A 25,753-nucleotide genomic window follows, 5' to 3' on the forward strand; every position below is an offset into this window, starting at 1 on the left:
CTGGCGGGTGCATGACGGCACATTGGCAGAAATTGAATGGCGGAACGGCGACTGAAATCGCGATCTGTCCGCTGTTGCGCGGCCTTTAGCATCATTTTGCCCGCGCGTCACTATCAAGCATGTCGCGCAAAACTGTGCAGCGGTTTTGCGACGACGACATGCTGAAATCAAAGACCTAAAGCGCGGCAGGCAGATCTGAAAGATCGCCGCGCTTTGGATGGAAACGACGAAGGCCGGCGCAAGGCCGGCCCTGGAAGCTCTGCGAACAAAAAAACGCTTATTTGCAGGTTTCGATCTGCTTCAGCGCAGCCGAGATACCCGAGAGCGAATAGCTGTAGGAGGTGCCGGTGCCCTTGCGCGAAACGGCATTCACCGTCATCGAATGACCCGTTTTCATCGCCGCGACGAGGGCTGGCTCCTGGGCAGCATTCTCGACCCAGCCGGCCTTGTCCTTGGTGAACATCACGAAGGTCTTGTTGTCGATGACCACGTTGATCTTTGAATTTTCCTTCACCGTATAGCCCATCATGGCCTGCGGCTCATAGGAGATGTTCTGGCCGGGGCGCTGCGAGACGATGAAGAAATTGTCACCGTGATCGACGCTTGCCGGCTGCTTTGCCGTCGGAACGGACAACACGTAGCACACGGTGCTCTTGCCCGACTTGTAGGAATAGGCGCCCCATGCCTGGAACTGCTGGATGCGGTTCGGCGCGGCCTGCTGCGCTTCCGCAACTCCGGCCATGGTCAGGGTGAGTGCGAGAGCGGATACGATACTTTTTACAAACATGGATTCCTGCCGGTTCTTGCGATTCAAGGCCCGAAGCGATCATAGCGGGCGCCGCATAATCACGATCTGCTTTATTTTGACTTAATTCAGGTTACCAAATGGTCAACAATAGCTGCGATTTGTATCTGCCTGTGTCATTTCAGCTCGAGTGTCAATTTTCGCACCTTTGACGGTATAGGCCGCGACATCGTGCCCCGATGGCACTGGCCGTCCGTTCGGGTGAATTTAAGACACAAAGATTCAGGCAAGAGTTTGACCTTTCCCAAATCCGTTGTACCTCATTAAGACTTGGAAATCCGGGACGAAATTATTGCCGCAGGGGGCTTGTGAGGAGACATGGATGCCGAGGAAAGACAGCGTTTCGCTGCCCTCGCCAAGGCCGTCGCGGACAATCGCGACCAGCAGGCCTTTTCCATCCTGTTCGACTATTTCGCACCCCGCCTGAAGGCCTGGCTGATGCGCCAGAAGATGACACCAGGCGAGGCCGAGGAACTGGTCCAGGAGATCATGATCGTGCTCTGGCACAAGGCGGATCTCTATGATGCCACGCGATCTTCGCTCTCAACCTGGCTTTTCCGCATTGCCCGCAACCGCCGCATCGACATGCAACGCCGCGCCAATACCCGCATCTTCGACGAGACCGACCCGGCCCTGCAGCCGCCCGCCGATATCGGCGCGGAGGAAATTATCGCCAATGACGATCGCGACGCCAGGATACGCGCCGCCGTCGGGCAGTTGCCGGAGGAACAGCGCGACATGCTGCGCGCCGCCTTCTTCCTCGGCCAATCGCATTCGGAGATCGCCGAATCAACCGGGCTGCCGCTCGGTACGGTGAAGTCGCGCATCCGGCTTGCCTTTGGCAAGCTCCGCAAGGTGCTGGAACGCGAAATCGCCTGACTCTTTAATTTAGAACGGGATTCAGATCGTCTTCATCGCTTCTTCCGGCCGGTCGGCAAGAACGCGGTCGGCCGCTTCGTAATGGCCCGGCCTTATATGGCCACGCACCATAGCGAAGGCGGCCGAAAGCAAGGCGATGTCGTCGGAAAAGCCGATGACGGCGAAAACATCCGGGATCATGTCGATCGGCATGACAAAATACGCGAGCGCCGCGAGCAGCACGCCGCGCACCTTCGTCGGCGTCTGCGGATCGAGCGCGCAATAGAAACCGGCAACCACATCGCGCGAGAACGGGATCTGCCGCACGGCCCGCCGGAAGGTCGGCCAGAATTTCTGCCTTACGGTCTTCTCGCGCCGGCTCTGGGTGTCCTCGTCGCCCGGCAACAGGATTTCCCCGAATTTAACCTCGTCCATCCCTGCATCCCTTTCGTCCAAGCGAACATATGGTGATGGCGGACCGGCTTTCAATCGGCCCCGCTGTCAAACGATACGGCGCGCCGCAGCCTTCTCCATGGCTTTGGCGAGCTTGAAATCCAGCTCCGTCAGTCCGCCGGCATCATGTGTGTTCAGCGTCACCTCCACCCTAGAATAGACGTTGAACCATTCGGGATGATGATTGAGCTTCTCGGCCGCAAGTGCTGCCTCCGTCATGAACCCGAAAGCCTCGATGAAATTTGCGAACTTGTACGTCTTCGAGATCGAAGAACCTGCATCATTGAGCGCCCAGCCTGCAAGTCCGGCCAGTTGCGCCTCGGCCGCCGTCCGTTCCAGTCTTTCCATTTTCATGCCATGGTCCTCTTCTCTGTCCGACAGGTTTACCGATGAAACGCATCAGCATCCTCTTCGTTTGCATGGGCAATATATGCCGTTCTCCGCTCGCGGAAGGAATTTTTGGCCATCTCGTCGCCGAAGCGGGTTTGACCGGCGATTTTACCATCGATTCCGCCGGCACCGGCGGCTGGCATGAAGGCGAGCCACCCGACCGGCGTTCGATCGCCGCTGCGAAAAACCACGGCATCGACATATCGGGGCAACGCGCCCGCCGCATCCAATCGAGGGATTTCAGGGATTTCGATCTGATCCTCGCCATGGACCGCGACAATGTGGCGGCGCTCGAAAAAAGCGCGCCGCATGGGGCGAATATCCGCCTTTTCGGGGATGCCGCGCTCGGAACCGGAGAGGATATCCCCGATCCCTATTATGGCGGCCCGGGCGGCTTCGAGCTGGTCTACACCAGGCTCTTGGCCGGCTGCAGCAGCCTGCTCGATACGCTGGGCGTCGAGCGGGCCTCGTGCAGCGGGAACACTTCCTCGGTGAGGTAGGGCCCGCCGCCGACCGATTCGCGCGACGAAAGCAGCACGAAGCGCGGCGCGGTGAAGGTTGCGGTGTGGAAGTTGCCGCGTCCCGCCAGATATTGCACGACATCGTCGAGCCGCGAGGATTTGAGCCGCGCCAGCGTCACATGCGGCATGAACTTGCGGGGATCGGGCGGCAGGCCGATGCGCTGGCAGATGCGCTCGATCTCGCCCTGCAGGGCATACATTTCAGGCGATTGCGAAACGCCGGCCCAGACCGAATGCGGTTTCTTCGAGCCGAAGGAACCGATTCCTTCGAGCCGGAACTGGAATTCCGGCCGATCGATCCGGTCGAGGCGTTCAACGATTTCATCGGCCGTGCGGCCGTCGACATCACCGATGAAACGCAGGGTGATGTGGTAATTCTCCACATCGATCCATCGTGCTCCGGGGAGGCCACCGCGCAGCAATGAAAGGCTCATCGCCGCATTGCGCGGAATTTCGAGGGCGGTAAACAGTCTCGGCATCACGAGCACTCCCCGAATCTTTTGCAGGTGCTCACACGGAATCACGCAATCAACAACCGCGCAAGCCCCTATTTCTTCACAGAAGAAATCGTTTCGACGAAATTTGTGACAGCAGGCGCCATCTTTTCGACCATGACGTCGATGCCTTTCGCATTTGGATGCATGCCGTCTTCAAGCTTCAACCCGGGCTCCAGCGCGACGCCGTCGAGAAAGAAGGCATAGAGCGGAAGCCCATGTTTTTCCGAAAGTTTCTGATAGATCGGGTTGAATCGTGCGGCATAGTCCGCCCCCATGTTCGGCGGCGCCATCATGCCGGCGAGCAGCACGGCAATCCCGCGCTCCTTTAGCCGGATAATCATCTGATCGAGATTCTTCTCGCTCTCCTCGGGCGGGATGCCGCGCAGCGCATCATTGGCGCCGAGCTCCAGAATGACGCCGTCGGTGCCGTCGGGCACCGACCAGTCGATGCGCGCAAGGCCCGCTGCCGTCGTATCGCCGGAGACCCCGGCATTGGCGACGGTGACGTCGAGCCCCTTCGCCTTCAGGGCTGCCTGCAGCTTTTCCGGAAAGCCGTTGCCGGCCGGCAACTGATAGCCCGCCATCAAACTGTCCCCAAAACCGACCAGATTGATCGTCCGGGCATTGGCCGCAGCGGCAAAGATCAGCGAGACGGCAATGACGGTGAATTGAAGGGCGGCAACTTTAAATCTCATTCTGGCTTCCCTAGATTGGCGAAGTGCCGTTATGCGGCCATTCTGTTGGGGATTTATATAGGGCGATTTCTGTTGGCAAAAACCATTATCGAGTTGAAGAGCGCCGATCTGACCCTTGGCAGCGCAGCCGCCTCCGTCCACGTGCTGAAGGGCATCGATCTCGATGTCGCGGCCGGCGAATCCGTCGGCATCGTCGGCCCTTCCGGCTCCGGCAAATCCACCCTGCTGATGGTGCTTGCCGGGCTGGAGAAACTCGACAGCGGCGAGATCAATATCAACGACACGCCGCTCCATAGCCTCAGCGAGGATGAGGTCGCCGATTTCCGCGGCCGCAACATCGGCATCGTCTTCCAGTCCTTCCACCTGATCGCCAACATGACGGCGCTGGAAAACGTCGCCGTGCCGCTCGAGCTCGCCAATGTCCGCAACGCCTTCGAGATCGCCCATCGCGAGCTGAAATCGGTCGGCCTCGGTGAACGGCTGAACCACTATCCCGGCCAGCTTTCCGGCGGCGAGCAGCAGCGCGTGGCGATCGCCAGGGCGCTCGCCCCCTCGCCCGCCCTGCTGATCGCCGACGAACCCACAGGCAATCTCGACACCGAGACCGGCCGCCAGATCGCCGACCTTCTGTTCTCCAAGCAGGCCGAACGCGGCATGACCCTGCTTCTCGTCACCCACGACGTCGCCCTGGCAAACCGCTGCTCACGCCAGATCCGCGTCCGCTCCGGCAGGATCGAGGGCGACAGCGCCGCCCGCCACAGCGAGGCGGCGATCGCATGAGAATGATCACCCCGCGCGTCTCGCTTGCTTTTCGCCTGGCGCTCCGCGAGTTGCGCGGCGGCATCCGCGGCTTCTACATTTTTCTTGCCTGCATTGCGCTCGGCACCGGCGCAATTGCAGCCGTCAATTCCGTCTCGCAGTCGATCACCGACACGATCGCCTCGCAGGGGCAGGAACTGCTGGCCGGCGACGTCCGCTTCGAACTCAACAACCGCGAAGCCACGCCTCAGGAGTTGGGCTTCCTCGAAAGCCTCGGCACGGTTTCGGTTTCAACGGGCCTGCGCTCGATGGCCCGCAAGCCTGACGGCTCCGATCAGGCGCTGGTCGAGGTCAAGGCCGTCGACGACGGCTACCCGCTCTACGGCAGATTCGTGGCCGAACCGGACTATCCGCTTGCAGCGCTGCTTTCGGGCCAAGGCGGCACCTATGGTGCGGTGGCAGCGCCCCTGCTTCTCGATCGTCTCGAGCTTGCCGTCGGCGACGAACTGCTGCTCGGCAACGTCAAGCTCAGCATCACCGGCACGGTGAAAACCGAGCCGGATGCGCTGTCGGAAGGCTTCGGTTTCGCGCCGCGCCTGCTGGTCAGCCGCCAGGCGCTCCAGGCCTCCGGGCTGATCCAGACGGGAAGCCTGGTCGAACATGCCTACAAGATCCGGCTGGAAGACAAGGGCGCGATGTCGGGCATCCAGGCGCGCGCCTCCAAGGAATTCCCTTCCGCCGGCTGGGCGGTCCGCACCAGCGATCGCGCAGCGCCCTCGCTCACCGAAAACATTACCCGCTTCTCGCAGTTCCTGACGCTGGTCGGTCTCACCGCGCTGATCGTCGGCGGCGTCGGCGTGGCCAATGCCGTGCGCGCCTTCCTCGATGCCAAGCGCACGACCATCGCCACCTTCAAATGTCTCGGCGCCCCGGCCCAGGTCGTCGTCCTGATCTATCTTTTCCAGATCGCCATTATCGCCCTCGGCGGCATCCTCATCGGCCTCGTCATCGGCGCGTTGTCGCCGATCTTCGCCGCGCAGTTCCTGGCGCAATTCCTGCCGGTCTCCACGACGCCGACCCTCTATCCCGGCGCCCTGCTGCTCGCCACGCTCTTCGGTATCCTGACGACGCTGGCCTTCGCCATCCTGCCGCTCGGCCATGCCCGCGAAGTGCCGGCGACCGCCCTCTTCCGCGAGCAGGGCTTCGAGGCCCGCCGCCTGCCCTCCTGGCCCTATATCCTGCTTGCCACGCTCTTCATGGCCGCCCTTGCCGGCCTTGCCATCCTGACCGCCTATGACCGTTTCATCGCCGTCGTCTTCGTCGGTGCGATCGTCTTCGCCTTCGTCGTCCTGCGCCTCGTCGCAGCAGCGATCGCCTGGCTCGCGCGCCGCAGCCCCCGCGTCAATTCACCGGCCTTGCGGCTGGCGATCGGCAATATCCACCGCCCCGGCGCACTGACGCCCTCGGTCGTGCTGTCGCTCGGCCTCGGACTGGCATTGCTGGTGACGCTGACCCTGATCGACGGCAACCTGCGCCAGCAGCTGACCGGCCGCATGAACGAGGGCGCACCGAACTTTTTCTTCGTCGATATCCAGAGCGCCGAGGTCGGCGCATTCCGCGATCTCGTCCAGGCGCAGGCGCCTCAGGGAAAGCTCGTCGAAGTGCCGATGTTGCGCGGCCGGATCGTCGCCTTCAACGGCGAGGACGTCAGCAAACTGACCGTGCCGGCGGCCGGTCGCTGGGTGCTGAACGGCGATCGCGGCATCACCTATGCCGAGACCCTGCCGGAGAACGCCGCCCTCACCGAAGGCAGCTGGTGGGACAAGGATTACGGCGGCCAGCCGCTCGTTTCCTTCTCCTCGGAAGAGGCGCATGAGCTCGGCCTGAAGATCGGCGATACCGTCACCGTCAACGTGCTCGGCCGCAACATCACGGCGAAGATCGCCAATCTGCGCCGCGTCGAGTGGGAATCGCTGTCGATCAATTTCGTCATGGTCTTCTCGCCGAACACATTTCGCGGCGCTCCGCATGCCTGGCTGGCGACGCTGACCGATCCCTCGTCGACGCCCGCCGAAGATGCGGCAATCCTAAAATCCGTCACCAACACCTATCCGACGATCACCAGCGTGCGGGTCAAGGACGCGATCGATATCGTCAACCAGCTGGTCGCGCAGCTGGCGACCGCGATCCGCGCCGCCGCCTCTGTCGCCCTCATCGCCTCGATCCTCGTCCTTGCCGGGGCGCTTGCTGCCGGAAACCGGGCGCGCACCCACGACGCGGTGGTGCTGAAGACGCTCGGCGCCACGCGCGCCATGCTGATCCGCGCCTTCAGCTACGAATATCTGATCCTTGGGCTTGCGACCGCGATCTTCGCGCTGATCGCCGGCAGCGTCGCCGCCTGGTTCATCGTCGCCCGCATCATGCGTCTGCCGTCGACCTTTCTGCCCGACGTGGCGGGGCTGACGCTTGTGACCGCGCTCGTCCTGACCGTCGGCATCGGCCTGATCGGCACCTGGCGCATCCTTGGGCAAAAGGCGGCCCCCGTTTTGCGCGAGCTTTGACCGGGCAGCGGCACTCAAACCCTTCACCTTACGGCGATTTAACCGGCCGAGCCTTTGCAAGCCTCTTGTTTGCAATGGGCGAAAGCCTCATATTATCCGCAGGCATGCTGGAGCTCCGCAGCGGCGCCCGGGTCGAAAACCCCGACACCGTATTTCCATCGGAGCTTGTAAGAGGAAACTATGGCTGATCTCCGTAACTATCAAAGCCGCGCTCAGACCGGCGAGATGATTGATCAAGGCCTGCGCGCTTATATGCTCAAGGTCTACAACCTGATGGCGCTGGGTCTGGCGATCACCGGTGTGGCCGCATATCTGTCGTTCCAATTCGCTTTCGCCAATGGCGAGCTGACCGCTTTCGGTCAGGCGATCTATGTGAGCCCCTTGAAGTGGGTGGTCATTCTGGCGCCGCTGGCTCTGGTGTTCTTCCTGAGCTTCCGGATTCATACCATGACGGTGGCCGCCGCCCAGACGACCTTTGCGGTCTACGCCGCGCTCGTCGGCCTGTCGCTCTCGTCGATCTTCCTGATCTACACCGGCCAGAGCGTCGTTCAGACCTTCTTCGTCACCGCCGCCTCCTTCGGCGCGCTGTCGCTTTACGGCTACACGACGAAGCGTGACCTGTCGGCGATGGGCTCGTTCCTGATCATGGGTCTGTTCGGCCTGATCATCGCTTCGCTTGTTAACATCTTCCTGGCTTCGTCGGCTGTGCAGTTCGCGATCTCCGTTCTCGGTGTTCTGATCTTCGCAGGCCTCACCGCCTACGATACGCAGCGGATCAAGGAACTGTACCTGGAAGCCGATGACGTTGCCGTGGCCGGCCGCAAGGCGATCATGGGTGCGCTGACGCTCTATCTCGACTTCATCAACCTCTTCATGTTCCTGCTGCAGTTCATGGGCAACCGTAAATAAGCAGGGCAGACTGAGTTCGAAAAGGCGGCTTCGGCCGCCTTTTTTGTTGCGCAGGCTTTCGCGGAGTGGTCTTAGGAAACCTTACTTTTCCCGATGGATGCCGCCGAATGTCATTCCGCCTGCGCGATGCCTCCCAAGCCGATATCCCCGCCATTGCCGATATCTATCGCGAATCCGTCCTCAACGGCGTCGCGAGCTACGAGATCGTGCCGCCTTCCGAGGCCGAGATGGCGCTGCGCTTTTCGACGATCATCAGCCAGCAATATCCCTACATCGCGGCCATCGGCACGGACGGAACCCTGCTCGGCTACGCCTATGCTTCCGCCTTTCGCACGCGTCCGGCCTATCGCTGGATGGTCGAGGACTCGATCTATCTCGTGCCTGAGGCCCGCGGCCGGGGCATCGGCAAGGCGTTGCTTGCCGAGCTGATTGAGCGCTGCACCGGCCTCGGCTTTCGGCAGATGACGGCCGTCATCGGCGGCGCCAGCCCCGCCTCGATCGCGCTTCACAGGAAGGCCGGCTTCGAGGAGGTCGGTCTGATGCGGGGCACCGGCTACAAGCACGGCCGCTGGCTGGATACGATGTTGATGCAGCGTGGCCTCGGCGAGGGGATGACGACCGATCCGGATCCGTCCGCCTATCCCGGCACGCTGTTTACCGGTTGATGCGGCTTATTTGTCGACCAGCTTCAGGGCCTTGTCGAACACCTTCAGCACCTGGTTCAGCTCGTGACCGCGCTTCAGGATCGTGCCGTGGACGTTGATGACGGAATAGGCGCCCTGCTTGGCGGCGAGCTTCGGGTTTTTCTCGATGCGGAAGAGCGGCATTTCGCCGGAACGCTTGAAGACGGAAAAGACCGCCCTGTCCTTCAGGTGATCAATGGCGTAGTCGCGCCATTCACCGTCACCGACCATGCGGCCGTAGATCCAGAGGATCGCGTCCAGTTCGCGCCGGTGGAAGGTCACCGGAATCGGGTCCTTGCTTTGCTTGTATTCCCTGAGATCGACGACGACTGAGGAACTATTGTCGACGGAGCGGCTTTCGCCGTGTCGCAAATCCGGCTGATCTGTCATCAGTCTCCCAAGGCCTCCGCATGTGACAGGAGAGTGACAGTTTGCCCGAGCCGCCGCAAATTGCAAGAGCGCCAGCCGTCACATTCGGCCGCACCACAGCGCCGCGCGTCTCTCGCGCAAAGACGCTGCAGCACTTTGAATCTGCGCATCATGCCTTCTAAAAGTTGGGTCCGAATTCGGAAAGCATGATGTCCTGGATAGGCTCACGCTTTCTCCGCAGCGCCGCATTTCAGTCAAAACAGCGCCTCATTTGCAGGAGATTTATGAATTCCAGTTTGGCGCCAGCGCGCCAAAGGGCCCGGCGGAGCGTATCGACCTTAACCCCAGCCCCGAATACGCTCGGCCGGGCCGCCCCAGCACTTCATCCACAACCGGATGAAATCTCAGATATTTTTGCCAGCCATGACAACGGTCGCGCCGAGGATCGCAGCCGGATCGCCGTCTGCGGTCGCCGATTGCAGCAGGATCGCGCAGCCCTCGAGCTGCGGCCGCTGCAACACGCTGGCCGGCAGCGTCAGACTGGTTGCCTTGCCGTCCCACATGCCGATGGTTTCGACATTGGTGACGCTGTGCAGGTAGGAAAGCTTCCGGCCGCTGTTCTCGCCCTTTTCGACGTCGATGGTCTTTTCCTTGTCGAAATAGACCATCACGACATTGGCCTTGCCCTGTCCCGCACCGATCTTGATCTCCAGCTCGTCGCCGCGCATCGCGGCGTTGATCGGAACGGTCAGCCCGTTGCCTTCGCTGCTGTAGGTGTCGATCTTGCTGTTGATGCCGTTGAGATCGGCGCCGGCCAGATGGCCGCGTCCGTTGACGATCGCCTGCGGCGTGTAGACGTTGCTGCGGCCCATCGTTCTGGCATAGCCATATTGCCGTTCGGTGTTTTCCTTGGAGCTCAGCGTATCGGCCCAGCCGAGATAATTCCAGTAATCGACATGATAGGCGAGCGCGATGACATCGCCCTGATTCACCAGCGTGCGGAAAGCCGCATCAGCCGGAGGACAGGAGGAGCAGCCCTGCGCCGTGAAGAGTTCAACGACACCTTTCGGCGTGCCGTCTTCGGCCTGCAGCGGGCCTGACAGAACAACGCCAGCGATCAGCGGAATCAAAAAACGGGGGGACATTCACCTGCACCTCTTTTTCAGCGCCGACAGCGTGTTGGAACCGCAGGCCCTGACATATGAACGTACGAATAATCCTTCCGGGTCCAAACGAAAAGTCACGAACGGGTGAGACGGAGCTCCACGGGAACTTGCGGAAAACAAATCATCGTGAGCCCGTCCGAATACTGTCGCCACACAGAAAAGCCGCCGGAAACTGCTCTCCGGCGGCCATTATCAATCAAGTCTCCTAAATCCGGATGAATCTGAATCCGGATTTACATCAAAGAAGAAGAGCATGATGTCGTCCGAAAACCGCTCACACTTTTCGGCATCATGCTCTGAAAATCAGGCAGCGAGATCGCGCAGAACCGTCTGCAGGATGCCGCCATTGTTGAGGTAGATCACTTCGTCGAGCGTATCGACGCGCGACAGCAGCGGAACCTCCTTCACGGTGCCGTCGCCATAGGTGATCTTGGCGATCTTCTTCTCGCGCGGCTTGATCTTTTCCAGACCTTCGATGGTGACGAGTTCATCACCCTTGAGGCCGAGGCTCTGCCAGGTCGTGCCCTCTTCGAAGACAAAGGGAATGATGCCCATGCCGACCAGGTTCGAGCGATGGATGCGCTCGAAGGACTGGGCGACCACCGCCTTGACGCCGAGCAGGTTGGTGCCCTTGGCAGCCCAGTCGCGCGAAGAGCCGTTGCCGTATTCGACGCCGGCGAAGATGACCAGCGGCACGCCTTCCTGCTTGTACTGCATCGCCGCGTCGTAGATCGAGGTTTCTTCCTTCGACGGATAGTGGATGGTGTAACCGCCTTCCTTGCCGTTCGGGCCGAGCATGTGGTTGCGGATGCGGATATTGGCGAAGGTGCCGCGCATCATCACTTCATGGTTGCCGCGGCGCGTGCCGTACTGATTGAAGTCGGCAACGGCGACGTCGTGACCGAGCAGGTAGGCGCCTGCCGGCGATGCCGCCTTGATCGAACCGGCCGGCGAGATGTGGTCGGTGGTGATCTTGTCGCCGAACAGGCCAAGCACGCGAGCGCCCTTGATGTCGGAAACGCCGGTGCCCTTCTTGCCCATGCCGACGAAGTAAGGCGGGTTCTGGACATAGGTCGAATTGTCGTCCCAGGCATAGGTCTGGCCCGGCGGAACCTGGACGGCTTGCCAGTTGACGTCGCCCTTGAAGACGTCGGCATATTTGCTTTCGTAGAGTTCGCGCGTCACGTATTTCAGGATGAACTCCTGGACCTCCTTCGAGGTCGGCCAGATGTCCTTCAGGTAAACGGGATTACCGTTCTGGTCCTCGCCGATCGGCTCCTTGGTCAGATCCTTCTGCACCGTACCGGCCAGCGCATAAGCGACGACGAGCGGCGGAGAGGCCAGATAGTTCGCCTGTACGTCGGGCGAGATACGGCCTTCGAAGTTGCGGTTGCCGGAGAGAACGCCGGAAACGATGAGGCCCTTGTCGTTGATCGTCTTCGAGATCGGCGCCGGCAGCGGACCGGAATTGCCGATGCAGGTGGTGCAGCCGAAGCCGACGAGGTTGAAGCCGAGCTTGTCGAGGTCGGCCTGCAGGCCCGACTTGGCGAGATATTCGCCGACGACCTGGCTTCCCGGTGCCAACGAGGTCTTCACCCACGGCTTCGTCTTCAGGCCCTTGGCAACAGCGTTGCGGGCAAGCAGGCCGGCAGCGATCAGGACCGACGGATTGGAGGTGTTGGTGCAGGAGGTGATGGCAGCGATCGCCACGTCGCCATGGCCGAGATCGAAATCCGTGCCTTCGACGGCATAGCGGTTCGAAAGCTGACCGGGCTTCTTGTAGTCCGTGTCCATCGAGCCGGCGAAACCGGAAGCGATGTTCTCCAGCGAAATGCGGCCTTCCGGACGCTTCGGGCCGGCCATCGATGGCACGACGTCACCGAGATCGAGTTCCAGCGTGTCGGTGAAGACGAGCTCGGAGCCATCGCCCTCACGCCACATGCCCTGCGCCTTCGAATAGGCTTCGACGAGCGCGATACGGTCCTTGGTGCGGCCGGACATGTTGAGATAGTTGATCGTTTCGCCGTCGACCGGGAAGAAGCCGCAGGTGGCGCCGTATTCCGGGCCCATATTGCCGATCGTCGCACGGTCGGCGAGCGGCATGTTGTCCATGCCGGGGCCGAAGAATTCGACGAACTTCGAAACGACGCCCTTCTTGCGCAGCATCTGCACGACGGTGAGAACGAGGTCGGTCGCGGTGACGCCTTCCTTGAGCTTGCCGGTCAGCTTGAAGCCGATGACCTCAGGCAGCAGCATCGAGACCGGCTGGCCGAGCATCGCCGCTTCCGCTTCGATACCGCCAACACCCCAGCCGAGAACGCCGAGACCGTTGATCATCGTCGTATGGCTGTCTGTGCCGACGCAAGTATCGGGATAGGCGATCGTCTCGCCGTCCTCTTCCTTGGTCCAGACGGTCTGACCGAGATATTCGAGATTGACCTGATGACAGATACCGGTGCCGGGAGGCACGACGCGGAAGTTCTTGAAGGCCTGCTGGCCCCACTTCAGGAAGCGGTAGCGCTCGCCGTTGCGCTGGTATTCCAGCTCGACGTTACGGGCGAAAGCCTGCGGCGTGCCGAATTCGTCGACGATGACGGAGTGGTCGATGACGAGATCGACGGGAACGAGCGGGTTGATCTTCTCGGGATCGCCGCCGAGCGACACCATCGCGTCGCGCATCGCGGCAAGATCGACGACGGCGGGAACACCGGTGAAGTCCTGCATCAGCACGCGCGCCGGGCGATAGGCGATTTCGTTTTCGACCGCACCCTTGTTGTTCAGCCATTCGGCGACGGCCAGGATGTGCTGCTTGGTGACCGACTGGCCGTCTTCGAAGCGCAGCAGGTTTTCGAGCAGCACTTTCATCGAATAGGGAAGCTTCGACACGCCGGCCAGACCGTTTGCCTCAGCCTTGGGCAGGCTGTAATAGACATAGTCCTTCCCGTTCACGGAAAGCGTGGAACGACAATTGAAACTGTCAAGAGATTTAGACACGAGAGACCCCGTTTCTGATAGCCAACACAGTCGTGCGAACGCCTATGCACTTAATGCACATCAGGATGCGGGTACGGCCATTTCCGCTGTCCGCACGTGGAACAGACGCTCCAAGTTCGGCGCAAGGATGAAATTCACGCCGACCGCTGGCGTGGTTGCAGGTCTTATAGATAATTTCCTAAAAACTTGCCATACCCGAAAACAGTCAAAATCGGACATTTTTTGACGCCGCCGCAAGCCGAAACCAAGAAAGAGCCGACGCATGCATTTCACCGCCGAAAATCTGGCTGCAAGGCGCGGTGAGGATCTGATTTTCGTAAACATTTCCTTTCACTTGGCGGCCGGCGAGGCGCTTGTCCTCACGGGAAAAAACGGATCGGGAAAATCCACATTGCTGCGCGTCGCCGCCGGCCTCCTGAGGCCGGAAAAAGGCACTGTCATCTTCCGCGACGAAAAGGGCGGGGAAGACCGCCATCCGGGCGAGGTAAGTCACTACCTTGGTCATCGAAACGCAATGAAGAATGAACTTACGGTTGCAGAAAACCTCGACTTCTGGCGCGCCTTTCTCGGCAATCCAGGCGGTGCTGCCGGCCTCTCCGTCGAGGACGCCGCCGACGCCGTCGGCCTTTCGGGAATCACCCATCTTCCCTTCGGTTATCTCTCCGCCGGCCAGCAGCGCCGGATGGCCTTCGCCAAGCTGCTCGTCGCCCACCGCCCCATCTGGATCCTCGACGAACCCACAGCGGCGCTCGATGCCAGCGCCGACCGGCTGTTTGCCGAATTGATTGCCGCACATCTGACCAAGGGCGGCATCGTGCTGGCGGCAACACATCAGCCGCTGGGGGTGGAGAATGCGCGGGAATTGAAGATGACGGGCTTTGCCGGCGTGGATGCGGGGGTATGGGGGTGATGTTTCTCGACGTGGGTGCCTCATCCATCGCACATGCAGAAAGCCGCCGCGCATGACCGCTCTCTTCCTCCGCGACCTGAAACTTTCCATCCGCGCCGGCGGCGGTGCGCTGATCGGCGTGCTGTTCTTCCTGACCATCGTCGCCGTCATCCCCTTCGGCGTCGGTCCCGATCTCAAGCTGCTGTCGCGAATCGGCCCCGCCATCGTCTGGATCGGCGCACTGCTTGCCGCCCTGCTCGGCCTCGACCGCCTGTTTCAGGCCGAGCGCGATGACGGATCGCTCGACCTGATGCTGATGCAGGAAACGCCGCTTGTCCTCACCGTGCTGGTCAAATGCGTCGCCCACTGGACGGCCACCAGCCTGCCGCTCGTCATCGCCTCGCCGCTGCTCGGCCTCTTCATGAATATGGACGAGACTGCGATTGCTGCCACCATGCTGACGCTGCTCGTCGGATCGCCCGCCATCACCTTCATCGGCGCCGTCGGCGCCGCCGTCGCCGTGGCGCTGCCCCGCGGCGGCCTGCTGGTCTCGATCCTCGTGCTGCCGCTGACCATTCCGGTGCTGATCTTCGGCGTCAGCGCCGCCTATGCCGCGGTCGAGGATCCCGCCCCGTTCCTGCCGCCCTTCCTCATCCTGATTGCGCTGACGTTCTTCTTCGCCGTCATCGGTCCGGCGGCGGCCGCCCTGGCGCTGCGAAACACAGCGGATTGATGGGCCATTCGATTGCGGGAAAAGCCGGATCAAGGTATGGAAGCGGACATGAGCGAAACGAGCCTTGCCATCAGCAAATTCAGCGATCTCGCCAACCCGACGCGGTTTCTGGCGCTGGCGGCGCGCGCCATTCCATGGCTGGCCGGCATCACCGCCCTCTGTTTTATCGTCGGCCTCTATCTGAGCTTCGCCACCGAAGGCGACTACCAGCAGGGCGAGACCGTCCGCATCATGTATGTGCATGTGCCCTCGGCCTGGCTTTCGATGATGTGCTATACGATCATGAGCGTCTCGGCGATCGGCACGCTGGTCTGGCGCCATCCGCTGGCCGATGTCTCTGCCAAGGCTGCAGCCCCGCTCGGCGCCACCTTCACCCTGCTCGCCCTCGTCACCGGCTCGCTGTGGGGCAAGCCGATGTGGGGGACCTGGTGGGTCTGGGATGCTCGGCTGACCTCCGTCTTCGTTCTCTTCCTGATGTATCTCGGGCTGATTGCGCTCGGGCGCGCCATCGACGACCCGTCGAAGGCCGCACGCGTCAGCGCCGTGCTCATCCTCGTCGGCTTCGTCAACATCCCGATCATCAAATTCTCGGTCGAGTGGTGGAACACCTTGCACCAGTCGGCAAGCGTGCTGCGCCTCGACGGCCCGGCGATCGATCCGGAATTCCTGCGGCCGCTCTTCATCATGGCGATCGCTTTCACGCTGCTCTTCTTCACGCTGCACATCATGGCGATGAGGAACGAGATCTGGCGCCGCCGCATCGCCGCCCAGCGCCGCCTTGCCGCCCGCATGGCCAGCCGGGAGGAATAGACCGTGACGCATGCCTTCTACGTCTACGCCTCCTATTGCTTCGCAGCTCTGGTGACGGTCGCCGTCACGGCCTGGACCTGGGCCGACGGTCGCGCCCGCCGCCGGGAACTTGCTGCCCTCGAGGCCGCCGGTATCCGCCGCCGCTCGGCGCGTGTAAGGGATGGCGAATGAGCGACGCGCCGGAAAAGACGACCGACAAGCCACGGGCGCTTGGTCGCTACACCTTGGCGCTTCTGCCGCTGATCGTCTTCGGCGGCATTGCGGCCACCGCCGCCAAGATGCTCTACGACCAGGATTTCCATGGCAAGAACATCACCGAAATCCCCTCCGCCCTGATCGGCACCAAGGCACCGGCGCTGAACCTTCCGCCGCTCGACGGCGCCAACCTGCCGGCGCTGACCGATGCCGCCATCAAGGGCAAGCTGACCCTCGTCAACGTCTTCGCCTCCTGGTGCCTCCCCTGCCGGGACGAACACCCCGTCTTGAAAGAACTGGCGAAGGACGGACGGCTGAACATCGTCGCCATCAACTACAAGGATCAGAGCGACAACGCCCTGCGTTTCCTCGGCGAGCTCGGCAACCCCTACCAGGCAATCGGCATCGATCCGAACGGCAAGGCGGCGATCGACTGGGGCGTCTACGGCATTCCGGAAAGCTATCTGGTCGGCCCCGACGGCACGATCCTCTACAAGCGTGTCGGCCCCTTCGACGATACCAGCCTGAAGGAAGGGCTGTTTCCAGCGATGGAGAAGGCGCTCGGCAAGCCCGCTTCGTAGCGGGGTCTATCCTTACACCCCGCCTTGCCAGACCTTGATCGCCTCGACCGGCCAGATCAGCATGACAACGTTGAGCGTCAGGTTGTCGCGGATCATGTAGCCGGTGAAAATCTCGAAGAAGATGGCGATCGCCACCGTCAGCGCCACCGGCGCGCGCCGCGCGAAGAAGAAACCGACGCACATGAAGATGGTGTCCATCGCCGAATTCAGGATGCTGTCGCCGTAATAGTCGAGCGCGATCGTCGCGGTGCGGTAGCGGTCGATGATGAGCGGCGAATTCTCGAGCAGCTCCCAGCCGGATTCGATCAACAGCGCCAGCAGCAGCCTTGCCGCCAGCGGCTTGCCGCGCAGCAGGAGATGCGCGAGCCCGTAGAACAGGAAGCCGTGGATGATATGCGACGGTGTGTACCAATCCGACAGATGCTGCGAATTGCCGCTGGTATTGACCCCGCCCTCCCAGAGCTTGACGTAACCGCAGGCGCAGATCGGCACGCGGCCCATCATATATTCAGCGGCGATCTGAATGATCAGCACCGCAAGGCAGGCGACAAACCAGAAGGTCTGGTGCTTTACGCGATATTCGGCCTCTGCAGCGCTCACTTTTCGCCGTCCGTTTCCAGGTTGACGCTATGCTTCAGCACCAGCGGCATCTGCGCCAGCGTGAAGATGATGGTGATCGGCATCGTGCCCCAGACCTTGAAGGCGACCCAAGTATCGTCCGAAAAATTGCGCCAGACGACTTCGTTCAGCACGGCGAGGAAGAGAAAGAAGATGCCCCACCGGATGGTCAGCTTGCGCCAGCCTTCGGCATCGAGCTGGAAGGCGGCGTTGAAGACATAACCGAGCAGCGACCTGCCGAAGGCCAGCCCGCCGAGCAGCGCCACTCCGAAAAGCGCGTTGACGATGGTCGGCTTCATCTTGATGAAGGTCTCGTTCTGCAGCCAGATCGACAGCGAGCCGAAGATGACGACGACGATGCCGGATACGAAGGGCATGATCGGCAGATGGCCGAGCACGATCTTCGAAACGATCAGCGAGAGGATCGTCGCCGCCATGAAGAGCCCGGTCGCGACGAACAGCGGTCCGCCGAGTTCGGAAAGAGCGGGAAACTTCTCCACCAGCCACTGGCCGCGCAGATTGGCGAAGAAGAAGATCATCAGCGGCCCGAGTTCCAGCGCCAGTTTCAGCAGCGGATGATGCCGGTCGGCGGCGCTCGGGGTGATATCGCTCTCTGTGCTCATGCGTTCTTCAAACCTGTTTTTCCTGGGAATCTGTTTCCCGGCCGTGCCCTGCAGGCTTTCGGCGGCATATCTGTGGCATCATTGCCCAAGTCCGGCAATGGCATGGGCAAAATCCTCGGCCTCGAACGGCTCCAGATCCTCGACACCCTCGCCGACGCCGATGAAATAGACCGGCAGCTTATGCTTGGCGGAGATGGCGACGAGAATGCCGCCGCGCGCCGTGCCGTCGAGCTTGGTCATGATCAGCCCGTTGACGCCGGCGACGTTGCGGAAGATCTCGACCTGGCTGAGCGCATTCTGCCCCGTCGTGGCGTCCAGCGTCTGCAGCACGGTGTGCGGCGCATCGGGATCGAGCTTGCCGAGCACGCGCACGATCTTCTCGAGCTCAGCCATCAGCTCGGCCTTGTTCTGCAGGCGGCCGGCGGTATCGACGATCAGCACGTCGCATTTTTTTGCCTTTGCCTGTTCGAAGGCGTCATAGGCGAGGCCTGCGGCATCGGCGCCGAGCTTGGTGCCGATGAATTCGGATTTCGTCCGGTCGGCCCAGATTTTCAGCTGCTCGATCGCCGCCGCACGGAAAGTATCGCCGGCAGCCAGCATCACCTTCAGCCCGGCGCCGGAAAGTTTCGCCGCGAGCTTGCCGATCGTCGTCGTCTTGCCGGTGCCGTTGACGCCGACAACGAGGATGACATGCGGCTTGTGCGAAAGGTCGAGCTGCAGCGGCTTGGCGACCGGCTTCAGGACCTTGGCAATTTCGGACGCCATGATGCGGCTGACATCCTCACCGGTGACATCCTTGCCATAACGCTCGGAAGCGAGCGTATCGGTGACGCGCATCGCGGTCTCGACGCCGAGATCGGCCTGGATCAGCAGGTCTTCGAGATCCTGCAGCGTCTCGTCATCGAGCTTGCGCTTCGTGAAGAGCGCAGTGATCTGGCTGGACAGCTGCGAGGAGGTGCGCGCAAGACCGTTGCGCAGGCGCTGGAACCAGCTGAGCCTCGGTTGCGGGACAATCGGCTCCGGCTCGACGACCTTCGGACCCGTGGCAAAGCCTTTTGGGAGGATGGGAGAGCCGGTCTCCGGTTCTGCCGCGGGGTTTTCCCCTTCTGTCCTGCCGGGAATCTCCCCCACAGGGGAGGAGATAGGCTGAACGGAGATGTCTTGCTCTACGTCGGTCTCAGGTGAAATCTCTTCGGGAAGCACTTCGGCGATCTCTTCGATCGAAGCCGGCGCGTCAGTCTCCGGATGATCTCCTCCCTTGTCGGGGAGATATCCCCAAGGGACAGAGGGGGGGGCTTCCGCAACGTTGCCGGCGGCCGGCCGGGTTTCCATCTCCGCTTCCGCGGCCGCCTCGGCTTCCAGCAATGACAGCGGCACGACGCCCATATCGCTCAATTGGTCGGCCGCGGGCAGGATTGCGGATTCGTCATCATCTTCAGCAACCGGCGCATCCACTGCGCCCTCGTCGATATCGGCAGCCGGCCCGCCGGCCGTATCCATTTCCTCGGGTAGAACAGGATCATCCGCGATTGGCAGATCTTCGTCGCGCGAACGCGGCTCCAGCTCCCTTTCCACGGCCGCAGGCACAGCTTCTTCAGCCGGCTTGCCGAAGGTGAAGACCTTTTTGATGAAACTGAGCGCCATGGGGATTCCGTGAAAGTCAGGCCGCAGCGGCGGCCGTCAATTGCATGTCGAGATGCTTGCCATTGTGGCCGGTGATCGTGACCGGCACAAGTTCGCCGGGACGAAGGCCGGGCGCGGCAACCAGCGTGAAGTTCTCCGTATGCGCCAGGCCGTTGTTTTCAACAAGCAGCCATTGCCGGGTTCCGATCATCCGATCGAGATGGGACTGATGCAGCATATGTCCAGCGGCGCGCAGCCTGGCGGCGCGATCCTTGACCAGCGAGCGGTCGAGCTGCGGCATGCGGGCGGCCGGCGTGCCGGGACGCGGGCTGTAGGGGAAGACGTGCAGATGGGCGATATCAGCCTCTTCAGCCAGTCGCACGGCATTGTCGAACATCTCTTCGGTTTCGGTGGGAAAACCGGCGATCATATCGGCGCCGAAGCTCATCTCGGGTCGGAGACGGCGCGCATCCTCGATGAAACGCAGCGCGTCGGCGCGTAAATGCCGCCGCTTCATGCGCTTCAGGATCATGTCGTCGCCATGCTGCAGCGACAGATGCAGATGCGGCATGAAACGCGGCTCGTCGGCAATCAGATCCATCAGGTGGGCATCGGCCTCGATGCTGTCGATCGAGGAAAGCCTGAGGCGGCGGATATCGGGGAGCTGCTTCAGCAGTGTCTTGGCCAGGAGGCCGAGCGTCGGGGCGCCGGGCAGATCGCCGCCATAGCTGGTGGCGTCGACACCGGTCAGCACGATCTCGCGATAACCACCGGCGACGAGATTGCGGGCCTGGTCGACGACGGCGCCCATCGGCACGGAGCGGGAATTGCCGCGACCATAGGGAATGATGCAGAAGGTGCAGCGGTGATCGCAGCCGTTCTGCACCTGGATGAAAGCGCGCACATGGCCGTCGATATGCCTGACCATCTGCGGCGCCGTCGCCTTGACGCTCATGATGTCGTTGACGCGGAGCTTCTCTTCGGCCGAGACGCCGAAATCCGGCAGGCTGCGATAGGAGGCGCTGGTCAGCTTCTCCTCATTGCCGAGCACGGCATCGACCTCTGCCATTTCGGCAAAGGCCTGCTTTTCCGTCTGCGCGGCGCAGCCGGTGACGATGATGCGGGCATGCGGATTGTCGCGCCGCGCCCGGCGGATCGCCTGGCGGGCCTGGCGCACGGCCTCGCCGGTGACGGCACAGGTATTGACCAGGATGGCATTGTTGAGCCCGGCCTTTTCAGCCTGCGCCTTCATCACTTCGGATTCATATGTGTTGAGGCGGCAGCCGAAGGTAATGACCTCGATACCGCTCACTGCGCCTCCGCCTCTCGGGTACCATCGCGCGACCAGAGACCCGTCGAAGGATCGAGTCTGCCCGACCATTCCCATTCGGCCGGGCCGGTCATGATGACGTGATCGTCGCGCTCGCGCCATTCGATGGAAAGTGCGGCCGGCGGCTTGGCGCTTGCCACATTGATCGTCACCTTGCGGCCGGTGCGGCCGGTGCGCGCAGCGCTGACGGCAGCCGAACAGGCGGCCGAGCCGCAGGCGAGCGTCAGTCCCGCGCCCCGCTCCCAGGTGCGCGTCGTCAGGGATGTCGGCGAGGTCACCTGCGCCAGCGTGATATTGGCGCGCTCGGGAAACATCGGATGATTTTCGAGCAGCGGTCCGAAACGGGCAAGATCATAGGACATCACGTCCCTGTCGACCCAGAAGATCGCATGCGGATTGCCCATCGACATCGCCGATGGCGAATGCAGCACCGGATTGTCGATCGGGCCGATCTGCAGTTCGATGCGGCTGGTGTCGTGGAATTCTTCCGCCAGCGGAATCCTGTCCCAATCAAAGACCGGCCGGCCCATATCGACCGAGATCGTCCCGTCCTCGTGCTCGACGGCATTGAGGATGCCGGCCACCGTCTGGAAGGTGAAGACCTTCCGGCCGGTTTCGGCGGCAAGCGCCTGCACGACGCAACGTGTACCGTTGCCGCAGGCCTGCGCCTTCGAACCATCGGAATTCAGGATATCGATGAAGGCATCGGTGCCCTCGGCCTTCGGATCATGGATCGCCATGATCTGGTCGAACTCGGTTTGTGGATCCGCATTGAGCGCGACCGCTGCCGCCGGCGTCACCTTCTCCGGCCGGCCGCGCATGTCGACGACCAGGATCTTGTTGCCAAGTCCGTTCATCCTCGCGAATTCGACCGTTGCACTCATGGTATCGTTCCGTCTGTCTTTCCGGTGTATATGGCGGAAATGCGCGGGAATTACCAGTGGGTGAGTGCCGGGCAGGCGTTACCGCTGCACACCGTCGCGATCGAAGGACGCAGCATGGGCTTCGACGATCGCTGCGGTGATGACCTTCCTCAACTCGTAGACCAGCGAGCGGGACCGTTTGCGATCCAGATCCTGTGCCGCCTTCGCAAGATTCAAGCCTTCGTTCAGAACAATATGATGAGCCCGCGCCAGCGCCCAGCTCTCAATATCAGGATCTATCATTCGATATCTCCGCCGATTCATTCGGCATCAAGGATATTCACGAATCATTTTACAGGAGGCACTTAAGTAGAAAATAGAATCATAAGCGGAATATTTTGCAACTGGCCCGCCCAGGGAATTCAGGCCGACAAGAGGAATTTTTGCCGGCAAAATCGGAAGAACCGGGCGGAATGTGCAATCCTATACATAAGTCGACTTGAACATGTACTTTCATGCCCTATCCGCCGCACCCACCTCAAACGGCTTTTGAAAAGCGTCCATACGGTCATTTACCCGCATTCGCCTTGACTTTCGCGCGGGTTTCCTGTTTATCGCGCCCAATCCGCGACGAGCCGCATGACTCCGAGCCGCCGACCGGGACTTTGAGATCCCGGAGGTCAACACCCGACAGCGCGAAGCGCCCTCGGGTGCTTTTTGGCTTTGCGTCTTGTTTTCGTCAAGGAAAAGCACGACGTTTCCGGGCATATCCCAACCCGCCCTAAACGTATCAAGGAAGAGCCGATGTTTGAAAACCTCCAGGACCGTCTTGGATCCATTCTGAATGGACTGACAGGCCGTGGCGCGCTTTCGGAAACCGATGTTTCCGCAGCGTTGCGCGAGGTTCGCCGTGCGTTGCTGGAGGCCGACGTCGCGCTCGACGTCGTGCGTTCCTTCACCGACCGCGTGCGTGAAAAGGCCGTCGGCGCCGAGATCCTGAAGTCGATCAAGCCCGGCCAGATGGTCGTCAAGATCGTCCATGACGAACTGATCGAGATGCTGGGCGGCGAAGGGGTCGGCATCGACCTGCATGCGCCCGCCCCCGTCGTCGTCATGATGGTCGGTCTGCAGGGCTCCGGCAAGACAACGACGACGGCGAAGATCGCCAATCGCCTGTCGACGCGCGAGAAGAAGAAGGTGCTGATGGCGTCGCTCGACACGCGCCGTCCGGCAGCCCAGGAGCAGCTTCGCCAGCTCGGCGCCCAGGCCAATATCGATACGCTGCCCATCATTTCAGGCCAGTCGCCGACGGATATCGCCGCGCGCGCCGTGCAGGCGGCCAAGCTCGGCGGCCATGACGTCGTCATCCTCGATACCGCCGGCCGCACGCATATCGACGAGCCCTTGATGGTCGAGATGGCCGACATCAAGAAGCGCTCGAACCCGCATGAAATCCTGCTGGTCGCCGACAGCCTCACCGGCCAGGACGCCGTCAACCTCGCCCGCAATTTCGACGAACGCGTCGGCATCACCGGTCTGGTGCTGACCCGTATGGACGGCGACGGCCGCGGTGGTGCGGCCCTTTCGATGCGCGCCGTCACCGGCAAGCCGATCAAGCTGATCGGCGTCGGCGAGAAGATGAGCGAGCTGGAGGAATTTCATCCCCGCCGCATCGCCGACCGCATCCTCGGCATGGGCGACATCGTCTCGCTCGTCGAGCGCGCGGCCGAGAATATCGACGCCGAGAAGGCGGCCGCCATGGCCGCCAAGATGGCCAAGGGCAAGTTCGACCTCGACGACCTCGCCGATCAGCTGCGCCAGATGCAGAAGATGGGTGGCATGGGCGGCATCATGGGCATGATGCCCGGCATGGCCGGCATGAAGGACAAGATGGCTGCGGCCGGCCTCGACGACAAGCTGTTCGGCCGCCAGATCGCCATCATCCAGTCGATGACCAAGGCCGAGCGCGCCAATCCCGACCTGCTCAAGCATTCGCGCAAGAAGCGCATCGCCGCCGGTTCCGGCACCGATGCCGCCGCCATCAACAAGCTTCTGAAGATGCACCGCCAGATGGCGGACATGATGAAGATGATGGGCGGCAAGGGCAAAGGCGGCATGATGAAGCAGATGATGGGCGGCCTTGCCGGCAAGATGGGGCTGGGCGGCCTAGGCGGCATGGGCGGCATGCCCGATCTCTCGAATATTGATCCCCGGCAGCTCGAGGCCTTGCAGAAGCAGGCGGAAGCGGCGGGGCTTGGAAAACCGGGTGGGGGTATGCCCGGTCTCGGCGGTCTGCCGGGTGGTTTGCCAGGCCTGGGCGGCGCCAAGCTGCCGGGCCTTGGCGGTGGTTTCCCGGGATTGCCCGGATTGCCGAAGAAGAAGTGAAAGGATCGCTTGCCCCATGATTGATCCAAACGTCAAAGCCCAGCTCGCGAGCTACCGTCAGTCGATCGACAATATCGATGCCGCTCTCGTGCACATGCTGGCCGAACGCTTCCGCTGCACCAAAGAGGTCGGCGTGCTGAAGGCCAAATATAATCTGCCGCCGGCCGACCCGGCGCGCGAGGAATACCAGATCGAACGCCTTCGCCAGCTGGCGAAAACCGCCAATCTGGATCCGGATTTCGCTGAGAAGTTCCTGAACTTCGTCATCAAGGAAGTCATCCGGCATCATGAGCAGATCGCTGCAGATCACGCTGAACAGAGCGCTGCAGCCCGATAACCCGTACCACCGAACCAGGTGGTCAAGAAAAGCCTAAGGAGTAAAGAACATGGCACTGAAAATTCGTCTCGCCCGCGGTGGCTCCAAGAAGCGCCCGTACTACCACGTCGTTCTCGCCGATGCGCGCAGCCCGCGTGACGGCCGCTTCCTGGAAAACCTCGGTTCCTGGAACCCGATGCTTGCCAAGGACGACGAGAAGCGCGTTCAGCTGAACGCCGAGCGCATCAAGCACTGGATCGAAAATGGCGCCCAGCCGACCGACCGTGTTCTGCGCTTCCTCGATGAAGCCGGCGTTGCCAAGCGCGAAACCAAGAATAACCCGATCAAGGCAAAGCCGGGCAAGCGCGCCCAGGAGCGCGCCGCCGAAAAGGCTCAGAAGGTTGCCGACGCAGCCGCTGCTGCTGCCGACGCCGCGGAATAATCGGGACTTCCCTCGATCGAGCGGGCGGCATGGCGACATGCCGCCCGTTTTCGTTTCCAATCCTGCGCACTTCGTTTATGAGAAACCTGTCTTTCGGCTTCACATGAAGGAACCCATGACAAAGCTTGAAAACCCCGTTCTGATGGCGACGATCGGTGGCGCGCAAGGCCTCCGGGGCGAGGTGCGCGCCAAGGCCTATACGGCCGATCCCAGCGCGCTTGGCGACTACGGCCATCTGCACAGCATGGACGGCCGCAGTTTCGAAGTCCTCGAAATCCGCGAGACCAAGAATGTCGTCGTCGTCCGTTTCCGCGGCGTCAACGACCGCAATGCCGCCGAGGCGCTGAACGGACTTGAACTCTATATCGAACGCGACAACCTGCCGGACGAGGAGCTGGAGGACGACGAGTTCTACTATGCCGATCTCGAAGGGCTTGAAGCACTAGATGACAAGGGTGTCAGCTACGGCACGGTCACCGGCGTCTTCGATTTCGGCGCCGGCGATCTCCTGGAGCTCAAAGGCCCGGGCAAGCGCCCGGTGCTGATCCCCTTCTCCGAAGCCTCGGTGCTGGAGATCGATCTCGAGGCCGGCACGCTGCTGATCGATCCGCTGGCGGCGGGACTGGTCGACGATCCGGAGGAGCTTTCGAAATTCACCGCGGACAAGCCGAAAAAGAAGAAATGA

Annotated in this window: 29 protein-coding genes; 15 read left to right on the forward strand and 14 right to left on the reverse strand. The window is 61.7% G+C overall.

What is annotated here, in order from left to right:
* Window positions 1-277 precede the first annotated feature (277 nt).
* Complete coding sequence (locus tag EEQ99_RS26045) at window positions 278-787, reverse strand: invasion associated locus B family protein (protein WP_028756598.1); 510 nt, start codon at window positions 785-787, stop codon at window positions 278-280.
* A 336-nt stretch (window positions 788-1,123) separates the two neighbouring features.
* On the opposite strand from EEQ99_RS26045, the gene EEQ99_RS26050 reads away from it, so the two are divergent.
* Window positions 1,124-1,684 (forward strand): sigma-70 family RNA polymerase sigma factor, encoded by a 561-nt coding sequence (locus tag EEQ99_RS26050; RefSeq protein ID WP_097543588.1) that lies wholly within the window; start codon window positions 1,124-1,126, stop codon window positions 1,682-1,684.
* 21 nt (window positions 1,685-1,705) lie between these two features.
* On the opposite strand, the gene EEQ99_RS26055 is transcribed toward EEQ99_RS26050, so the two are convergent.
* Together EEQ99_RS26055 and EEQ99_RS26060 are read right to left on the reverse strand one after the other, a co-directional pair.
* A complete protein-coding gene (locus EEQ99_RS26055; RefSeq protein WP_127431308.1) occupies window positions 1,706-2,098 on the reverse strand; it encodes a YkvA family protein in 393 nt (130 codons plus the stop codon).
* A 66-nt stretch (window positions 2,099-2,164) separates the two neighbouring features.
* Window positions 2,165-2,470: a 4a-hydroxytetrahydrobiopterin dehydratase gene (locus EEQ99_RS26060; protein ID WP_028756595.1), complete on the reverse strand. Its 306-nt coding sequence runs from the start codon at window positions 2,468-2,470 to the stop codon at window positions 2,165-2,167.
* A 35-nt stretch (window positions 2,471-2,505) separates the two neighbouring features.
* Here EEQ99_RS26060 and EEQ99_RS26065 point away from each other — a divergent pair, with 35 nt between their 5' ends.
* Window positions 2,506-3,006: a low molecular weight protein-tyrosine-phosphatase gene (locus tag EEQ99_RS26065; RefSeq protein WP_080759901.1), complete on the forward strand. Its 501-nt coding sequence runs from the start codon at window positions 2,506-2,508 to the stop codon at window positions 3,004-3,006.
* Here the strand turns inward: EEQ99_RS26065 and thpR are convergent.
* On the reverse strand, window positions 2,913-3,506 hold the full coding sequence (gene thpR, locus EEQ99_RS26070) for an RNA 2',3'-cyclic phosphodiesterase (protein WP_028756593.1): 594 nt from the start codon (window positions 3,504-3,506) through the stop codon (window positions 2,913-2,915). The two genes, EEQ99_RS26065 and thpR, sit on opposite strands and share 94 nt — an antisense overlap.
* Before the next feature lie 68 nt (window positions 3,507-3,574).
* On the reverse strand, window positions 3,575-4,219 hold the full coding sequence (locus EEQ99_RS26075; protein WP_028756592.1) for an arylesterase: 645 nt from the start codon (window positions 4,217-4,219) through the stop codon (window positions 3,575-3,577).
* Between the two features lie 72 nt (window positions 4,220-4,291).
* Between EEQ99_RS26075 and EEQ99_RS26080 the strand changes: the two genes are divergently transcribed.
* The 4 genes from EEQ99_RS26080 (at window position 4,292) to EEQ99_RS26095 (ending at window position 9,113) form a co-directional block, all read left to right on the forward strand.
* Entirely contained in the window at window positions 4,292-4,999 is a 708-nt protein-coding gene (locus tag EEQ99_RS26080; protein WP_127431309.1) for an ABC transporter ATP-binding protein, read from the forward strand.
* Window positions 4,996-7,539 carry an ABC transporter permease gene (locus EEQ99_RS26085; RefSeq protein ID WP_127431310.1) on the forward strand — a complete coding sequence of 848 codons (2,544 nt, stop codon included), beginning with the start codon at window positions 4,996-4,998 and terminating at the stop codon, window positions 7,537-7,539. Before EEQ99_RS26080 ends, EEQ99_RS26085 begins: the two co-directional genes overlap by 4 nt.
* Before the next feature lie 180 nt (window positions 7,540-7,719).
* Window positions 7,720-8,448: a Bax inhibitor-1/YccA family protein gene (locus EEQ99_RS26090; RefSeq protein WP_028758043.1), complete on the forward strand. Its 729-nt coding sequence runs from the start codon at window positions 7,720-7,722 to the stop codon at window positions 8,446-8,448.
* A gap of 107 nt (window positions 8,449-8,555) precedes the next feature.
* The gene (locus EEQ99_RS26095; protein ID WP_127431311.1) at window positions 8,556-9,113 is read left to right on the forward strand and encodes a GNAT family N-acetyltransferase; all 558 of its coding nucleotides are present in this window, start codon (window positions 8,556-8,558) and stop codon (window positions 9,111-9,113) included.
* Between the two features lie 6 nt (window positions 9,114-9,119).
* Here the strand turns inward: EEQ99_RS26095 and EEQ99_RS26100 are convergent, their stop codons facing one another.
* From EEQ99_RS26100 to acnA, 3 genes are all read right to left on the reverse strand, one after another.
* Window positions 9,120-9,521, reverse strand: coding sequence for a DUF2794 domain-containing protein (locus EEQ99_RS26100; RefSeq protein ID WP_127431312.1), 402 nt, complete (start codon window positions 9,519-9,521; stop codon window positions 9,120-9,122).
* Window positions 9,522-9,904: 383 nt separating this feature from the next.
* Complete coding sequence (locus tag EEQ99_RS26105; RefSeq protein WP_028756587.1) at window positions 9,905-10,645, reverse strand: DUF1223 domain-containing protein; 741 nt, start codon at window positions 10,643-10,645, stop codon at window positions 9,905-9,907.
* Window positions 10,646-10,969: 324 nt separating this feature from the next.
* A complete protein-coding gene (gene acnA, locus EEQ99_RS26110; RefSeq protein WP_028756586.1) occupies window positions 10,970-13,660 on the reverse strand; it encodes an aconitate hydratase AcnA in 2,691 nt (896 codons plus the stop codon).
* A gap of 262 nt (window positions 13,661-13,922) precedes the next feature.
* Here acnA and ccmA point away from each other — a divergent pair, with 262 nt between their 5' ends.
* The 5 genes from ccmA to EEQ99_RS26135 are packed head-to-tail and all read left to right on the forward strand — an operon-like array spanning window position 13,923 to window position 16,868.
* Window positions 13,923-14,570, forward strand: a complete 648-nt coding sequence (gene ccmA / locus EEQ99_RS26115) for a heme ABC exporter ATP-binding protein CcmA (RefSeq protein ID WP_097543584.1) — start codon at window positions 13,923-13,925, stop codon at window positions 14,568-14,570.
* A 52-nt stretch (window positions 14,571-14,622) separates the two neighbouring features.
* Entirely contained in the window at window positions 14,623-15,282 is a 660-nt protein-coding gene (gene ccmB / locus EEQ99_RS26120) for a heme exporter protein CcmB (RefSeq protein WP_127431313.1), read from the forward strand.
* A 48-nt stretch (window positions 15,283-15,330) separates the two neighbouring features.
* Entirely contained in the window at window positions 15,331-16,092 is a 762-nt protein-coding gene (locus EEQ99_RS26125; protein WP_127431314.1) for a heme ABC transporter permease, read from the forward strand.
* Between the two features lie 3 nt (window positions 16,093-16,095).
* Window positions 16,096-16,263, forward strand: coding sequence for a heme exporter protein CcmD (gene ccmD / locus EEQ99_RS26130; RefSeq protein WP_127431315.1), 168 nt, complete (start codon window positions 16,096-16,098; stop codon window positions 16,261-16,263).
* A complete protein-coding gene (locus tag EEQ99_RS26135) occupies window positions 16,260-16,868 on the forward strand; it encodes a DsbE family thiol:disulfide interchange protein (RefSeq protein ID WP_127431316.1) in 609 nt (202 codons plus the stop codon). Before ccmD ends, EEQ99_RS26135 begins: the two co-directional genes overlap by 4 nt.
* 12 nt (window positions 16,869-16,880) lie before the next feature.
* Here EEQ99_RS26135 and EEQ99_RS26140 read toward each other — a convergent pair whose 3' ends face one another.
* From EEQ99_RS26140 to EEQ99_RS26165, 6 genes are all read right to left on the reverse strand, one after another.
* On the reverse strand, window positions 16,881-17,468 hold the full coding sequence (locus EEQ99_RS26140; RefSeq protein ID WP_097631148.1) for a DUF2585 domain-containing protein: 588 nt from the start codon (window positions 17,466-17,468) through the stop codon (window positions 16,881-16,883).
* A complete protein-coding gene (locus EEQ99_RS26145; RefSeq protein WP_028756579.1) occupies window positions 17,465-18,109 on the reverse strand; it encodes a septation protein A in 645 nt (214 codons plus the stop codon). The genes EEQ99_RS26140 and EEQ99_RS26145 overlap by 4 nt, the downstream gene beginning before the upstream one ends.
* 78 nt (window positions 18,110-18,187) lie before the next feature.
* Entirely contained in the window at window positions 18,188-19,753 is a 1,566-nt protein-coding gene (gene ftsY / locus EEQ99_RS26150) for a signal recognition particle-docking protein FtsY (RefSeq protein ID WP_127431317.1), read from the reverse strand.
* 16 nt (window positions 19,754-19,769) lie between these two features.
* Window positions 19,770-21,044, reverse strand: coding sequence for a tRNA (N(6)-L-threonylcarbamoyladenosine(37)-C(2))-methylthiotransferase MtaB (mtaB, locus tag EEQ99_RS26155; protein ID WP_028758036.1), 1,275 nt, complete (start codon window positions 21,042-21,044; stop codon window positions 19,770-19,772).
* Entirely contained in the window at window positions 21,041-21,946 is a 906-nt protein-coding gene (gene dapF / locus EEQ99_RS26160) for a diaminopimelate epimerase (RefSeq protein ID WP_127431318.1), read from the reverse strand. The genes mtaB and dapF overlap by 4 nt, the downstream gene beginning before the upstream one ends.
* 78 nt (window positions 21,947-22,024) lie before the next feature.
* Complete coding sequence (locus EEQ99_RS26165; RefSeq protein ID WP_028756611.1) at window positions 22,025-22,249, reverse strand: hypothetical protein; 225 nt, start codon at window positions 22,247-22,249, stop codon at window positions 22,025-22,027.
* A 480-nt stretch (window positions 22,250-22,729) separates the two neighbouring features.
* Between EEQ99_RS26165 and ffh the strand changes: the two genes are divergently transcribed.
* From ffh to rimM, 4 genes are all read left to right on the forward strand, one after another.
* Entirely contained in the window at window positions 22,730-24,310 is a 1,581-nt protein-coding gene (ffh, locus tag EEQ99_RS26175) for a signal recognition particle protein (protein WP_097631152.1), read from the forward strand.
* Window positions 24,311-24,326: 16 nt separating this feature from the next.
* Window positions 24,327-24,647 (forward strand): chorismate mutase, encoded by a 321-nt coding sequence (locus tag EEQ99_RS26180; RefSeq protein ID WP_027682490.1) that lies wholly within the window; start codon window positions 24,327-24,329, stop codon window positions 24,645-24,647.
* A 49-nt stretch (window positions 24,648-24,696) separates the two neighbouring features.
* On the forward strand, window positions 24,697-25,068 hold the full coding sequence (rpsP, locus tag EEQ99_RS26185) for a 30S ribosomal protein S16 (RefSeq protein WP_028756609.1): 372 nt from the start codon (window positions 24,697-24,699) through the stop codon (window positions 25,066-25,068).
* Between the two features lie 115 nt (window positions 25,069-25,183).
* A complete protein-coding gene (gene rimM / locus EEQ99_RS26190; protein ID WP_028758033.1) occupies window positions 25,184-25,753 on the forward strand; it encodes a ribosome maturation factor RimM in 570 nt (189 codons plus the stop codon).

The organism is Rhizobium anhuiense, assembly GCF_003985145.1.
Lineage (GTDB): Bacteria > Pseudomonadota > Alphaproteobacteria > Rhizobiales > Rhizobiaceae > Rhizobium > Rhizobium anhuiense.